This is a genomic window from Pseudothermotoga thermarum DSM 5069 (genome assembly GCF_000217815.1).
GTDB classification, from domain to species: Bacteria; Thermotogota; Thermotogae; order Thermotogales; family DSM-5069; genus Pseudothermotoga; species Pseudothermotoga thermarum.
Genome location: NC_015707.1, coordinates 60,223 through 74,615 on the forward strand (window position 1 = coordinate 60,223; position 14,393 = coordinate 74,615).

16 protein-coding genes and 1 pseudogene are annotated in these 14,393 nt (G+C 39.1%); 10 read left to right on the forward strand and 7 right to left on the reverse strand.

Translation table 11 applies throughout. The annotated features are described in order from the left end of the window. Nucleotides 1–2 precede the first annotated feature (2 nt). On the reverse strand, nt 3–2,153 hold the full coding sequence (locus tag THETH_RS00325; RefSeq protein WP_041446330.1) for a heavy metal translocating P-type ATPase: 2,151 nt from the start codon (nt 2,151–2,153) through the stop codon (nt 3–5). 277 nt (nt 2,154–2,430) lie between these two features. Between THETH_RS00325 and THETH_RS00330 the strand changes: the two genes are divergently transcribed. From THETH_RS00330 to THETH_RS11055, 7 genes and pseudogenes are all read left to right on the forward strand, one after another. Beyond that, entirely contained in the window at nt 2,431–3,396 is a 966-nt protein-coding gene (locus THETH_RS00330; protein WP_013931394.1) for a phosphoglycerate dehydrogenase, read from the forward strand. 24 nt (nt 3,397–3,420) lie between these two features. After that, nucleotides 3,421–4,428, forward strand: a complete 1,008-nt coding sequence (locus THETH_RS00335; RefSeq protein WP_013931395.1) for a C4-dicarboxylate TRAP transporter substrate-binding protein — start codon at nt 3,421–3,423, stop codon at nt 4,426–4,428. A gap of 45 nt (nt 4,429–4,473) precedes the next feature. Beyond that, nucleotides 4,474–4,986, forward strand: a complete 513-nt coding sequence (locus THETH_RS00340; protein WP_245530502.1) for a TRAP transporter small permease — start codon at nt 4,474–4,476, stop codon at nt 4,984–4,986. Next, nucleotides 4,980–6,263 carry a TRAP transporter large permease gene (locus THETH_RS00345; protein ID WP_013931397.1) on the forward strand — a complete coding sequence of 428 codons (1,284 nt, stop codon included), beginning with the start codon at nt 4,980–4,982 and terminating at the stop codon, nt 6,261–6,263. The genes THETH_RS00340 and THETH_RS00345 overlap by 7 nt, the downstream gene beginning before the upstream one ends. Before the next feature lie 22 nt (nt 6,264–6,285). Further along, the gene (locus tag THETH_RS00350; protein ID WP_013931398.1) at nt 6,286–7,047 is read left to right on the forward strand and encodes an SDR family NAD(P)-dependent oxidoreductase; all 762 of its coding nucleotides are present in this window, start codon (nt 6,286–6,288) and stop codon (nt 7,045–7,047) included. A 74-nt stretch (nt 7,048–7,121) separates the two neighbouring features. Next, nucleotides 7,122–7,847, forward strand: a pseudogene (locus tag THETH_RS11050) (FGGY family carbohydrate kinase); the annotation flags it as partial. 42 nt (nt 7,848–7,889) lie between these two features. Beyond that, entirely contained in the window at nt 7,890–8,648 is a 759-nt protein-coding gene (locus tag THETH_RS11055) for an FGGY-family carbohydrate kinase (RefSeq protein ID WP_407635693.1), read from the forward strand. A 23-nt stretch (nt 8,649–8,671) separates the two neighbouring features. Here THETH_RS11055 and THETH_RS00360 read toward each other — a convergent pair whose 3' ends face one another. Then, nucleotides 8,672–9,523 (reverse strand): MurR/RpiR family transcriptional regulator, encoded by an 852-nt coding sequence (locus tag THETH_RS00360; RefSeq protein WP_407635694.1) that lies wholly within the window; start codon nt 9,521–9,523, stop codon nt 8,672–8,674. A 156-nt stretch (nt 9,524–9,679) separates the two neighbouring features. On the opposite strand from THETH_RS00360, the gene epsC reads away from it, so the two are divergent. Continuing rightward, on the forward strand, nt 9,680–10,282 hold the full coding sequence (gene epsC / locus THETH_RS00365) for a serine O-acetyltransferase EpsC (protein ID WP_013931401.1): 603 nt from the start codon (nt 9,680–9,682) through the stop codon (nt 10,280–10,282). Nucleotide 10,283: 1 nt separating this feature from the next. Here the strand turns inward: epsC and rd are convergent, their stop codons facing one another. Both rd and THETH_RS00375 read right to left on the reverse strand, forming a co-directional pair. Continuing rightward, nucleotides 10,284–10,448, reverse strand: a complete 165-nt coding sequence (rd, locus tag THETH_RS00370; RefSeq protein ID WP_013931402.1) for a rubredoxin — start codon at nt 10,446–10,448, stop codon at nt 10,284–10,286. Between the two features lie 68 nt (nt 10,449–10,516). Continuing rightward, nucleotides 10,517–11,020, reverse strand: coding sequence for a rubrerythrin family protein (locus THETH_RS00375; RefSeq protein WP_013931403.1), 504 nt, complete (start codon nt 11,018–11,020; stop codon nt 10,517–10,519). A gap of 140 nt (nt 11,021–11,160) precedes the next feature. Here THETH_RS00375 and THETH_RS00380 point away from each other — a divergent pair, with 140 nt between their 5' ends. Further along, nucleotides 11,161–12,345 (forward strand): alkaline phosphatase family protein, encoded by a 1,185-nt coding sequence (locus tag THETH_RS00380; RefSeq protein WP_013931404.1) that lies wholly within the window; start codon nt 11,161–11,163, stop codon nt 12,343–12,345. A 49-nt stretch (nt 12,346–12,394) separates the two neighbouring features. Further along, nucleotides 12,395–12,799 carry a ribonuclease H-like YkuK family protein gene (locus THETH_RS00385; RefSeq protein WP_052295941.1) on the forward strand — a complete coding sequence of 135 codons (405 nt, stop codon included), beginning with the start codon at nt 12,395–12,397 and terminating at the stop codon, nt 12,797–12,799. On the opposite strand, the gene rlmB is transcribed toward THETH_RS00385, so the two are convergent. The 3 genes from rlmB to THETH_RS00400 are packed head-to-tail and all read right to left on the reverse strand — an operon-like array spanning nt 12,800 to nt 14,301. Further along, nucleotides 12,800–13,492, reverse strand: coding sequence for a 23S rRNA (guanosine(2251)-2'-O)-methyltransferase RlmB (gene rlmB / locus THETH_RS00390; protein WP_013931405.1), 693 nt, complete (start codon nt 13,490–13,492; stop codon nt 12,800–12,802). It lies immediately after the preceding gene. Further along, the gene (locus THETH_RS00395) at nt 13,461–13,868 is read right to left on the reverse strand and encodes a Mini-ribonuclease 3 (protein ID WP_013931406.1); all 408 of its coding nucleotides are present in this window, start codon (nt 13,866–13,868) and stop codon (nt 13,461–13,463) included. The genes rlmB and THETH_RS00395 overlap by 32 nt, the downstream gene beginning before the upstream one ends. Continuing rightward, the gene (locus tag THETH_RS00400; RefSeq protein ID WP_013931407.1) at nt 13,843–14,301 is read right to left on the reverse strand and encodes a flagellar export protein FliJ; all 459 of its coding nucleotides are present in this window, start codon (nt 14,299–14,301) and stop codon (nt 13,843–13,845) included. Before THETH_RS00400 ends, THETH_RS00395 begins: the two co-directional genes overlap by 26 nt. Nucleotides 14,302–14,393: the final 92 nt, after the last annotated feature.

Here is a 14,393-nt window from a genome sequence, read left to right on the forward strand (position 1 = left end):
AATTATATCCGTCGCTGGAGGGCGAGAGAGTTAACAGTTACGGTGATTGAACTTGCTATCATGGCAAGTTCTGCTACAAGTGGATGAAGCAGTCCCATGGCTGCAATTGGCAAGGCCAAAATATTGTAACCGAAAGCCCAAATTAAATTCCACTTGATGGTGGAAAACATTTTTTTTGACATTTTGATAAATTCTGGAATGTTCTGCAAGTTTTCCCTCATTATTATCACGTCGGCGCTTGTTATAGTAATATCCGTACCTGTAGCTAACGCGATACCGACATCGGCACCTTTTACAGAGGCAGCATCATTTATGCCATCTCCCACCATGGCAACTTTTCCGAATTTTGTTTGATAATTTCTCACAATTGAAAGTTTTTCATCTGGCTTTACTTCAGCGTAAAAGTCTTCTATGCCAACAAGTTTTGCAACGTATTCAACATTTTCCTTTTTATCACCGCTTACTAAAACTGTTCTCATTCCAAGTTCTTTCAGTTTTTCAATGGCTGTCCTTGCGTCTTTCCTTATCCTATCACCCAGGACAATTATTCCTATTTTTTCATCGTTTTTTCTAACCTCTACAACTATTTCCAGTTGGTTTTTAAAATCATATTCATCCACTGGTTTTCCAATGAAATACCTTGAACCGTTGACAACGCCATATACACCTTTTGAAGGTACTTCAACAAAATCAAAAACTTCAACATAATTTTCAACCAAAGACGATATAGCCTTGGCTATAGGATGGTTGGAAAATCTTTCTATGGATGCAACTGCAAGAAGATCTTCCGATGACAAGTTGTGTTTTAACACCAAAAGTTTGCCTTCAGTCAAAGTTCCTGTTTTGTCAAAAAGAACTACTTTTACATCTTTACTTGTTTGTACAGCTTCGGCATTTTTTACGAGTATACCCTTTTTTGCCGCCACCGTTGTACCTATAAGCAAAGCCATTGGTGTTGCCAATCCAAGAGCACACGGGCAAGCAATTAGTAAAGTCGATATGGCAGCAAAAATAGCAAAGTTTAAGGCGTTTTCAATGTGAACCATCCACGGTATAACTTGGCTTAAATTGATCAAAAACGGTTTCAATTTGTCGAAAGCAAACAGCCAAAAGACAAAGGAAAAAACTGAAAGAACAAGCACGAACGGTACAAATGCATTGGTTATTTTATCAACTGTGGCTTGAATAGGTATCTTTGAGCCTTGTGCAAGTTGAACCAATTGCAATATTTGTTCAAGAAAAGAATCTTTTCCGACTTTGGTTGCCCTAACTTTTAACACACCAGATAGATTAACCGTTCCACTTACAACTTCGTCATTTTCTTTTTTGAAAACCGGAATAGGTTCACCATTTATGAGTGACTGATCAACCCAAGATTGTCCTTCCACCACAACACCATCAACTGGTATTAAATCTCCCGGCTTAACAAGAACGATATAATTTTCTTTCACAGCTTCTATAGGCATGATTATTTCCTCGTTATCGTTGAGAACAATCGCCTGCTTTGCTTTTAACTTTAAAAGAGATTGAACTTGCTTCAGCGCTTTGTCCCTCAAACGCGATTCTATGAACTTACCAGTTAAATGAAAGGTCATTATCATAGCACCTATGCTGGCAAAAGATTCTATTTTCAAATCAAACAACTTTAGAAATCCCGTTAGCCATGCAGCTGTAGATCCAATGGCAATCAAAGAATCCATGTTTGTATGCTTGTGGGTGATTGCTATAACTGCACTTTTAAAAACTTTCCTTCCAATTAGAAACACAATCGCAGCAGAAACTGATACTTCAAAAACCAACAGATAACGATGCCAAAAATGATCGTAGGAAAACATATGAATGATCATTAAAATCAACAGCGGAAGTGTTAAAATCCAGCTTAAAATCAAATATTTTTTAGCTTGAAGATATCGTTTTTCTTCCTCAGATGAATTATAATCAAGTACCGCTTCATATCCAACGCTTTCAACGGTTGTCCTTATAACATCGAAAGGTATATCTTCTTCCGATACTATGAATGCAGTAGAAGTTGAAAGATTAACGGCGGCAAACTTTACCTTCGGAATTTGCCTTAAAGCTTTTTCGACAATGTTTGCACAATTTACACATGTCATTCCCAGCACTTTGAAGGTTATACTCTTTTTCTCCAACATATCCACCCCAACGGTTATGATAAAACAACTTGAGAAAATTGGACAACTTTTATCCACATTTATAAAAGCTGTGCAAAAATCTTAACACAAAAAGCTAACTCACATCGTTTTTTTATCGTTGATTGCTGTGTGATGAATTCGTCATGTCTACGTTACTTTTAAGTAACATAAAATAACACCAAGAGTCTGCTTTTTTCTGATAAAATTTTTTCGAAATAGAGAGTTACATATGGTAATTGAAAAAATATTATTTACTCATTTGAAAGGAGGCTTAAAGTTGTCATCCAAAAGAGTTTTTGTAACTGCGCTTTCTTTCTCAAAATACAGTAAGGAACCAAAGGAATACCTTGAAAAACATGGTGTAGAGATATTTTGGAATCCACTTGGAAGACCTATGAAAGAGGAAGAGTTGATAATTGAGTTATTGAAGGTCTCACCGATACACGGAATAATTGTTGGAACTGATCCAATCACAAGGAAAGTGATAGAATCTCTACCAGACCTCAAAGTTATAGCAAAACACGGTGTAGGGGTGGATAACATAGATCTTAAGGCGGCAAAAGAAAGAGGAATAATTGTTACCAATGCACCTGGGTCGAACAATGAAGCTGTAGCCGATTTGACATGGGCTTTGATTTTGGCAGCGGCAAGGCAAGTTCCAAAAGCCGACCAAACAACAAGACAAGGGCGCTGGGATAGATTTGTGGGATATGAAATATATGGAAAAACCATAGGGATAATTGGAACTGGTCAAATTGGATTAGCTGTTGCAAGAAGAGCAAAAGGTTTTGGGATGAGGATACTCGGCTATGACTTAGTTCAAAACGAAATAGCCATAAAGGAACTTGGTGTAATTTATGTTTCTTTGGAAGAATTGCTAAAAGAATCTGACGTTGTAACAGTCCATGTTCCTCTTAACGAGAAAACTCAGCACATGATTGGCAAAAAGGAGCTTGAACTCATGAAAAAAACCGCTATACTTGTGAATACATCAAGGGGTGAGGTTATCGACGAAGAGGCGCTTTACGAGGCTTTAAAGAACAATCGTATTTTTGCCGCAGGACTTGATGTTTTTTCACAAGAACCACCGGTTAACAGCCCTTTGCTGAAACTTGAGAACGTTGTTCTGACACCTCACATAGGCGCTTACACCGTTGAGGCTAACTACAGAATGGGAATGGCCGCGGCAAAAAGTATAGTTCAAGTTTTCAACGGTGAGGTGCCAGAAAATATGGTTGTTTGATTATACTAATGGGGAGGTGTTATGATGAGGTCCAAAGGGTTTGTAACCGTTGTGTTGATTCTTTTGATTACCTCTGTTATGCTAGCTGCGCCTAGATACGTGCTTAAATTCAACCACGTTTTGTCGCCGACATCTCCTTATCACGAAGGATTTTTAAAGTGGGCAAAAGCTGTTGAGGAAAGAACAAACGGAGATTTGAAGATTGAAGTTTACCACAGTGCTCAGCTCGGTGTAGAAGAGGATATCCTCGAACAAATTCGTGCTGGTGCTAACATTGGTCAGAACACAGATTCTGCAAGAATGGGGATGTATGTGCGAGAGATTGCCGTTATGAATGCCGCTTACTTTATCGACTTCATGGGTGCAAAGACTCCAGAAGAAGTCATGGAAGTTTTGCAGAAAATCAAGAATTCTCCAACGATGCAAAAATGGCTCAAAGAACTTGAAGAAAAATACGGTTTCAAAGTCTTATCATTCATGTGGGTTCAAGGTTACAGGCATTTCTTCACAAACAAACCGATCAGAAAGCCTGAGGACTTGCGTGGTCTGAGGATAAGGACACCTGCAGCACCAATTTGGCAGGAATCCATAAGGGCTCTTGGGGCACAGCCGGTTGCACTCAACTTTGGAGAAATCTACACTGGAATTCAAACAAAGGCTGTCGATGGAGCGGAACTTGTTTACGAAAACATCTACAGTGGAAAATTGTACGAAGTTTTGAAATATGGTTCTGAAACTGGCCATATTTTGTTGATAAACTTTGAGGTTGTAAGCGCAAAATGGTTCAACAGCTTGCCACCAGAATATCAGAAAATACTCGTTGAAGAATGCGATAAAGCAGGAATCGAAACTTCGTTGAAAATCATGAAGGAGCTTGATGCGTATTACAAACAGCTTGTTCAAGAAAAAGGTATACAAATAATCACGGACGTCGATAAGAAAGCCTTTATGGAAGCAGCAGAACAATGCTATCGTGTGCTTGGCCTTCTTGAAGCTAGGAACCAGTTGATAAAAGAAATCAGAGGACAGTAACTTGTGATTTTTCGTTGGGCCCCGACCTCAAGAGGTCGGGTCCCTTTGAATTTGAAAAGGGGTGAAAAGCAGGTGAATCGCAAAGATTATCTTCTGTTGTTTGAAAAGAACGCCGCAAAGATTTTGATAACTTCAATGATTATCCTAGTCTTTGTTTCTGGTGTTGCCCGATTTTTAAAAAATCCAATAAACTGGGCAGTCGATATGAGTACATTCATGTTTGCGTGGGCATGCTTTTTTGCTATAGATGTGGCTTGGAGAGAGAATAAAATGATGGCAGTTGATCTTCTTGTCAGACGCTTGCCAAAGAAGGCTCAAAAAGTGATTAGAATTGTGAACTACTTAATAATATCAGCATTTATGGTTTATCTTGTAATCTGGGGTTCTCAACTTACGTACACGATGCGTTTTCGCAGGTTTCTAGGAATGCCTGCTGTTAGTTATTCCTGGGTAACTTTGAGCGTACCTGTCGGAGGGTGTTTGATCTTAAGGACCACGATTGAAAAGATAATAAATGAACTCAAAAGTAGAAACAAAGGAGATGAAAGAACATGCTGATAGTTTTCATAGCCTTTGCCACTTTTTTGTTGATGGGTATGCCTGTTGCTTTTGCAATTGGCATATCTGGTTTTTTGTGGTTCTTTCAACATCCAAATCTTCCGATTACTATACCAATTCAAAGAGCACTTTCTCAAACGCAAAATTTTGTCCTTTTGGCTATTCCCATGTTTATCCTTGCTGGAAATGTAATGAACTATGCTGGGGTGACAAAGCGCCTTTTGGACTTTGCTTCGGCATTGATTGGGCATAAGCGAGGAGGACTTGGGCAGGTTTCCGCGGTTCTTTCAACTTTGATGGGCGGTGTTTCTGGATCAAGTATTGCTGACGCTGCTATGGAAACCAGAATGCTTGGGCCTGAAATGATAAAAAGAGGTTATCCAAAAGGGTTTGCTGTAGCGGTTAACGTGTGGACATCACTTATTACGCCGATAATTCCGCCTGGGATTGCCTATATACTTTACGGTACGATAGGTGGAGTCTCCATCGGTAGATTATTTGCTGCAGGTATTCTGCCTGGCTTACTTTTAATGGTTGCTTTCATGATTGCGATATCAATTTCCGCTAAACATTTGGGACTGCAGCCTGAAAGACCAAAAAGAGCATCTGCCTTTGAAGTATTCTCTGCTTTTTTGAGAAGTATTTGGGCACTTGTCTTTCCAGTGATGCTCATCTTTGGACTTAGGCTTGGGGTTTTCACCCCGTCTGAGGTTGGTTCGTTTGCAGTCATATATGGTTTAATAGTTGGATTTTTGATCTACAGAGAATTGGATGTAAAAACGTTTTTCACAAAAACTCTGAGCGATTCAATAGGTGATATTGGAAGTGTGATGGCAATAATAATGCTGTCGGCTATTTTTGATTACGGAATGATCTGGGAAAGAATACCAGAGAAACTGGCAAATATGATGCTTGGAATAAGTACAAATCCAACTGTTCTAATGATAATTATTGTTTTGTTCCTGATTTTTGCCGGTTTGTTCATTGATGCGACGGCTTTGATTTTGATGACAACATCCGTTTTACTTCCAGTTGCTCGTCGGCTTGGAATTGACCCGGTTCACTTTGGGCTTGTTTTCATCCTTTCGGCGGCGATGGGTAATCAAACTCCTCCGGTTGGTGCTTCAATGTACGCTGGATGTTCTGTTCTAGGCGCAACCATGGAGGAATACACAAAAGCTTCTTGGCCCTTCTTTATAGCAGCTGTAGTTGTAATCTCTGCAGTGATATTCTTCCCGCAAATCTCTTTGTTGATTCCAAACTTGCTTTTTAAATAAAAAAGAAGGAGGAATAGGTGTTATGAATTTCACAGGTAAAGTGGTTCTTATAACTGGAGCTGGAAGTGGTATAGGAAGAAAAGCTGCTATCATGTTCGCAGAAAGAGGAGCAAAAGTTGTAGTCAACGATATCTCGCAAGAAAAAGGAATTGAAACTGTTGAAATGATAAAACAACAAGGTGGAACAGCTGTTTTCATATATGGTGACGTATCCAACACTGCAGATGCAAAAAGAATTGTTGAAGAAACGGTCAAAACCTTTGGACGTTTGGATATTCTTGTTAACAACGCCGGAATTGTACCCTCTGGAAAGGTAGAAGATGCAACGGATGAGGTGTTTGAAAGAACAATGGCTATAAACGTAAAAGGACCAATAATGCTTTCCAAGTACGCAGTTCAGGAGATGAAAAAACAAGGTGGTGGAGTCATAGTAAACGTGTCCTCTGTTGCAGCTTTAAAAGGAATCGCAGATAGATGTATCTACAGCGTCTCTAAAGCTGCCTTACTTGGTCTTACAAAATCCATGGCAATTGATTACGTAAAATACAACATAAGAGTCAACGCTGTTTGCCCTGGTACAACTTATTCTCAAGGACTTGCAGAAAGAGTTAAGGCTTCCCCAGATCCAGAAGCAACGTTAAGGGAAATGATGGCGCGTCAACCAATTGGAAGGTTGGCAAAGGAAGAGGAAATAGCCTTTGCAATACTCTTTGCTGCATGCGACGAAGCTGCTTTCATGACGGGTAGTTACATTGTGATCGACGGAGGAGCAACAACCGCTTAGCTTGAAGTATATTTTGAAAAATTATAAAATCTTGTAGCGATCGTCAAATTTCAGTCATTATAGAGGTGAATGAAGTGAATTCTGTTTTTCTTGGACTCGATGTAGGAACCACTGGTGCAAAGTGCTGTGCTTTTGATAAAGATGGGAATCTGATCTCTATCGGAAGACAAAACTACGGGGTCATTCAACCCAGACCTGGCTGGGTTGAACAAGACCCCGATGAAATAGTGAAAGCGGCTTTTAACTCCATCAAACAGTGTCTGCATGGTATCGATCAGAGTTACCAAGTTGAAGCCGTCGGTCTAAGCAGCATGTTTCACAGCACACTTTTGGTTGATGCAAACACGCAAAAACTCACAAATCTTCTAATTTGGGCAGACTCAAGGGCAACTTGTGTTTTGAAGAACTATCAAGAAGTTTTCGAAAATCTTTATCCTCTCACTGGTTGTGTTTATCATGAGATGTATCCGTTGGCAAAGCTCATCTGGTTAAGGCAAGAAAGGCCAGATCTGCTTGAAAGAGCAGGCAAAATAATCAGCATCAAAGAATACGTGCTGTGGCATTTGACCAAGTCCATGGTTGTTGATATCTCAGTTGCCTCGGGGACTGGTTTGTTCAACATTCACACAAAAAATTGGGAAAAGTCGGTTTTCGACGAATTGAACGTAGATATATCGAAAATGAACCAAACGGTTGTTCCATCAACAGTTGTCGGATACATTACGAAAGAATGCAGCGACATAACAGGCTTGAAACAAGGTATTCCTGTTGTCATCGGAGCAGGAGATGGGGCTCTTTCCACTCTTGGTTCAAACTCCATGGATGAGGATAAACTCACTTTCATGGTTGCCACAAGTGGTGCTGTTAGAAAAATTTCAAAAAGACCAATAATTGATCCTCAAAGAAGAACGTGGTGTTACATCCTCGATGAAGAAAACTGGTTACCTGGTTCGGCAATTAACAACGCCGGAATAGTGATGAGTTGGTATGTGAAAAATTTCTACGCCGACTTGATAGACGAAAAAACCGACCCGTACAAACTCATGGAAAAATGGGCTTCAAAAATTCCAGCAGGTTCTTTAGGGTTGATCTTTCTTCCGTTTTTGACAGGTGAAAGGGGACCTTACTGGAATTCAGCTGCAAGAGGAATTGTTTTTGGCTTGGCGTTGCACCATGATAGAGGACATATTGCAAAAGCCATTGTTGAAGGTGTTGCCTTCAGAATGAAGAGCATATACGAAGCACTTTGCGATGTGGCAGGTGAACCAAAGCAGATCATAGCAACCGGTGGGTTGATGAAGTCAGATCTTTGGACACAAGTTTGTGCCGATGTACTTGGAAAAACCATTCATCGTATAAACGTTGAGGAAGCTTCTTCCTTTGGAGCAGCGATAATGGCTATGAAAGGAGTTGGCGCTATAAAGAATTATGATGAGATTCTTTCCAAGGCCGTCAAAATAGTCGATAGTTTCGAACCAATTGAGGAAAACAAAAAAATCTATTTGGAGCTTTACGAGATTTATAAGGACTTATACTTCAAACTTCAAAACAATTTTAGATTTATCGCCCAATTCCAATACAACAAAGCTCCTTCTGAATGAGAAAACAGCGGTGACTTAAAGTATCAATACTTCAACTCTGACACCGCAAGCTTTGTCTTTTTGAGGTTCTCGACAAACTGTGGATTTTTTGCAGCAACAGCTGTATAGATCGTATCCAAAATGACAAGTTGAACAATTCTAGACGTCATTGCATCTGTTCTGATCTTTGTTTCTTTCGCGTTTGTTTTAAGTACTACCGTTGAAAGTTTTGCAAGACTTGATTTATCGTTTCCAGTTATGGCGATAACTGGTATCTTAAGCTCTTTTGCCTTTCTTGCTACTTCCACTATACCTTTCGATTCGCCTGTATGGGAAATGGCAACAACTAAATCATCTGGTTTAGAAACAGCCAGTAAGGTCACCATAATGTGTTCATCTGATGAAAAAATACAATCCTTACCTATCCTTGAAAACTTGTGAAAGGCATCATGAGCGACGGCAGCCGATGCTGCAAAACCAAAGAACATTATTCTTGAAGCTCTTTCAACTAACCTCGCTGCTTTTTCTATTTCGGAAAAGTTTATCGTATTCAAAGTATCAAGTATCGCTCGAACAGTTGCTTTAAAGATTTTCTCGGTGATTGTTTGTATATCGTCCTTTTCGCTTACATCTTCATAGACTATTTCAAGCGGGGCTCGTGAAAGTTCTTGAGCTAAAAGCACTTTGAACTGCTGAAAACTTTTAAGGTTTATTTTTCTATAGAACTTAACAACCGAAGCTTCACTTTTTGCTCCTGCCATCTTTGCTAAATCGCTTATAGAAGATTCCAAAATCTTCCTTGGATTTTGAAGGATAATATCCGCTATTTTTTTCTCAGTTTTTGTGAATGTGTTGTACTTTTCCCTTATTGTTTGTAGAACATCCAAAAGTGCCACCTCCATCATATTATTGTAGCAAAATGATTTTGGCATTATGATTTTACCTTGATTTAATCTTATGTTATAGCTCTGACCTTTCATTTTTGTCCTTTAGAATGTATAATCAAAATGAAAAAACGGAGAAAAATAGTCTAATTTTGGAGGGATAGGACTATGAAAAGGTTTTTCTCTTACTTGAAAGAGGAGATAGAAAATATAAAGCAAAAAGATCCGTGTGTGAAGAGTACTTTAGAAGTTTTTTTGTATCCTAGTTTTCACGCAATCCTTTGGCATAGAGTTGCACACAAACTTTACAACCATAGGTTTTATTTTCTTGCAAGACTTATATCGCAATTGGTTCGCTTTTTCACAGGAATAGAGATACATCCAGGTGCCAAAATTGGAAGAAGGGTTTTTATAGACCATGGTATGGGTGTTGTTATAGGTGAGACAGCAGAAGTGGGAGATGACGTCGTTATATACCATGGAGTAACACTTGGTGCTCGTGGTAACGAAAAATGCATAAAAAGACATCCTACCATAGGTAAAGGCGTTGTAATAGGAGCTGGGGCAAAGATACTTGGACCGATTGTGGTTGGAGATTATGCAAAAATAGGAGCAAACGCCGTTGTATTGCAAGATGTTCCACCATTTGCAACTGCGGTAGGAATACCTGCAAAGGTTGTAAAGATTTCAAACGAAAAATTAGTCAAAACAAAAGAGGAGGATGAGGGGTGTAGGATTATAACTTCGTATCCCCCTATCCCCCGTTTTTGAGTTATTCTTCAACTGGTTCAAAGTCTTCTTTCGAAGCGCCGCACACTGGGCAAACCCAATCTTCTGGAAGTTCTTCAAATGGTGTTCCTGGTTCTATATCACCGTCTGGATCACCTTGTGCTGGATCGTAAACATACCCGCAGATGATACATCTGTACTTTTGCATGCCAATCTCTCCTTCTAGATTTTTTAGTGGTTTGTAATCAGATTATACCAAAATTTTATGTTTGAATTTCAAAATTCAACGTACTTTTCCCTGGATGAGCCACAAACAGGACATTTTTCAGGCGCAGAACCTTCAACTGTATGACCACAAATGCTGCATATGTAAATCTTAACCTCTGGATAATCCTTTCCTTCCTCGACAAGTTGTTTTGCCTTTCTGTACATTACTTCGTGTATCTTCTCTGCTTCCAAAGCGTAATGAGTGCTTCTAACCGCATCATTTTCATTTTGCATTTTAGCAGTTTCCTTGTAAACTGGGTACATCTCGTTGACCTCAAAGTTTTCACCGTTTATACACTGTTGAATGTTATCAGGCATTCCACCGACTTTTCCAAGAACGGTGTAGTGGTTTCTGGCATGCACAAATTCAGCGTAAGCAATTGCTTTGAAAAGTTTTGCCAAATTGGTTAAACCTTTTTTCTCTGCTTCTTCTGCAAAGATTAAATATTTCATGTGTGCCATGCTTTCACCAGCAAAGGCATCTTCAAGGAATTTTTTTGTCATTTCTCTCACAAAACCACCCCACAATTTTATAGAGTTTATGAATAAATGCATTTCATTCAAATTATATCGCAGACATTAAATATATGTCAAGAAATCATTTTGAAAGAATTCAAAAGCACTTGTTATACTTTTATCGAAGAGGTGATCGGGTGGAACTTGAATTACTCGATTCTGTGCATTACAAACCGAGTTATCAGCGCTATTCTTTGGTGAACGTTTCAAACGCTATATTGAAGCACTTTGGGTGTGAAACTTTGCATCCAGCGTATCCATTTGAGGAGTTTTTGCCCGGTATACTTGATGGTGTGAAAAAAATTTTGATATTTCTCATAGACGCACTTGGTTATCACAGTCTTGAAAAAGTAGCAAGCAAAGAAATTATCTTGAATAATGTGAATATCTTGAAAGCTACTTCGGTTTTTCCAACAACCACAAGTAGTTCCCTGTCTTCTCTTTTAACCGGTTGTACACCCATAGAACACGGTATGCTTGGGTATGTTTTGTACCTCAAAGAAGTCGGCGGTTTGGTTAACATGATAGAACTTTCCTCGCCAACTTTGGGAAAACTCCCTTCAAGTGTTCCACCAAAGTCTTTGATGTTCAGTGAGACAATTTTTGAGAAATTGACAAGAGTTGGAACAAGATGCTTTGTTTTGACATCCAAAACGATAAGAGGCTCTGGGTTTTCAAACCTTACACACGCCGGCGCCTCTGTTAAAAGCTATCAAAGCTTTGGGGATTTGATTCAAGAGTTGGCGGAAATAATAGAGATCGACGGAAATGTTTTTGGTTTTGTATATTGGGGTTTGCTCGATTCTATTGGTCACAAAAAAGGAGCTGATTCGAAAGCTTTTGAGACAGAGCTTTATTGGCTTTTGAAGATGTGTGATAAAGAGGTTTTTCCTCTTTTAAAAGGTGATACTATGCTTATCATAATGGGGGATCACGGTCAGATAGTGACTCCTTGGCAAAACGAAATTTGGTGGTCTTGGAAAGATCCCGTGGCAAGACATTTTTGGATGGCACCAGGTGGAGAAATGCGTATGATGCACATATATACAAAACACCCAGAAGAGGTGATAGAATATCTTCAAAGCGAATACAACGACAAGGCGAGTTTTTACACCAAACAACAAGCTGTTGAACTTGGACTTTTTGGCTTTGGTGAAATCAAACAAGAAGCTTTGGATAGAATAGGCGATGTGGTCCTTATAGCAAAGGGAAATTATTCATTTTATTTTAAGTTGACTGGAAGAGAGGAAAGTTTAAAGTCAAAGCATGGTGCTTTGAGTTTGGAAGAACTTTTGATCCCACTGATAATCTTCAGGAGGTGATAGGTTCTTATTAAAAAGTCCTACGTACGGCACTGTTGATTTAGAACAAATGAAAAAGATCATCGATGGCTTTGTTGGAGGAGAACCATTTAAGATTTTTATTGGAACAGATAGCGATGGAAATCAAGATTTTGTTGTCTTTGCAACAGCTTTGGTTGTGTACAAGGTTGGAGTTGGGGGTATTTACTTTTACAAACTCAAAAGGGAAAAAAAGTACCACGACATTTATTCAAGATTGTTTGAAGAAGTTCATTTGAGCATAGAAATGGCTAACTTTGTAAAGCAATCACTAGGGCTCAATCATGCGGAGATACACATAGACGCAGGACAAGATGGTGAAAGCAAAGAAATTATTTCCACTTTGGTTGGTTATGTGAAAGGAATGGGATACAATTTCAAATTAAAACCTTGGGCGTTCGCGGCTTCGAAGATAGCTCACAGACACACCAAATGATCAACCTATTTGTCTTGCTATCTCGAAAAGTATTATTCCTGCGCTTACCGCTACGTTCAAAGAATCTATCGACGATTTCATGGGTATCGCGATCAATTGATCGCAACTTTCTTTAACCAATCTGCTGAGCCCTTCCCCTTCGTTACCAAAGACTACGCAAATCGGTGCTGTAAACTTTTCTTCGTACAGGTTTTTACCACCTACATCGGCACCGTAGATCCAGTAGCCTTTTTTCTTAAGCTTTTCAATTGTTTGAACAAGGTTGGTGACGATGACTATCGGCATTCTTAGAACTGTTCCGGCCGAAACCTTCACAACGGCTGGTGTGACTTTAACGGATCTGTCTTTAGGTATAACTATGGCGTTTACACCGGCTCCGACGGCTGTTCTTATTATGGCACCAAAATTGTGAGGATCTGTGATATGATCGAGCATAACTATCAAATTTCCGGTCAAAGCTGATTCATCGCTGTATTTGAAATCTAAATCTATCGCTATTCCTTGGTTCTTTTCCTCTTGACACAATTTTTCAAGATTCTTTTTGGATGTGTACTCGTAAGGATAGCCGAGCTTCTTCAGCTGTTGTTCAAGCAGAGCAAACTTCTTCGCCTTTTCTTCGGAAAGATATATCTTTCTAACTGGATATCTTGTTCTCAAAACTTCATCCAGCACGCTCTTGCCGTAGACTATCATCGTCCATCTCTCCAAAAGCTATTTTCAAAAGATAGTACATTCTCTCCGTTTTTCCTGCCAAGTACAAATAACCTATAACCGCTTCGAAAGCTGTGCTTTTTCTGTAGAAAAGATCGTTTCCGTGCCTTTTGGCAGCTTTGCTGTTGAAAGCCCTTTTTGCAACGCTTAGTTCATCTTCTGAAAGCAAGTCCAAAATTCGCTCAAAACCTTTAGCTTGACCATCTCTAGAAACTTGCTGTGTTACTTTTTGATGTATCGTTGATACGTTCACGTACTTTACGTTCTCGATTCGACAGTACAAAGAGCAAACGGCATCTCCTATGTAAGCCAAAGTTGAAATCGGGTAAAACTTAGGATCCAGTTTTTTCACCTCCATACAGATATCTTCTCAAGGCCACTTCGTCGAGGTAAAGTCTGTTGATTCTATCAAGTTTTTGAACAAAAGCTTGGAACCTTCTAAGTTTCAATTTTTCCAAGATTTTCCTTTCTCTCATGGTATTCAAAAATTCTTCTTTGAGCCTTTCTTCTTCCTCTTTGATTTTCTGAAGTTCTTTCCTTTTTTCTTCCAAAATCAAACTCATTAAATCGATCATCAATTTCCATTGTTGAAGTTGGTATCCGGTCATACCTTGCTTGCAATTTTCAACAACATCTTGTTGAATTTTTGAAATTTCTTCTTCCATTGAGGAAATTTCTTCCTCAACAGCTCGAAGTTTTGCTTTTATACCTGAAAGCAATTGTTTTATTTGATTTTCCTGCAAAAGTTTCAATTGAAGAATCTTTTCAAGCCTGAATTTGAACACAGTCATCGATTTCATTCCCAGTTGAAATTATACGATAAATTGTCAAAAAAACTTGCGAGAATGGTAAAATCTTAATGACCCTTTTTCGGGGGTGAGAG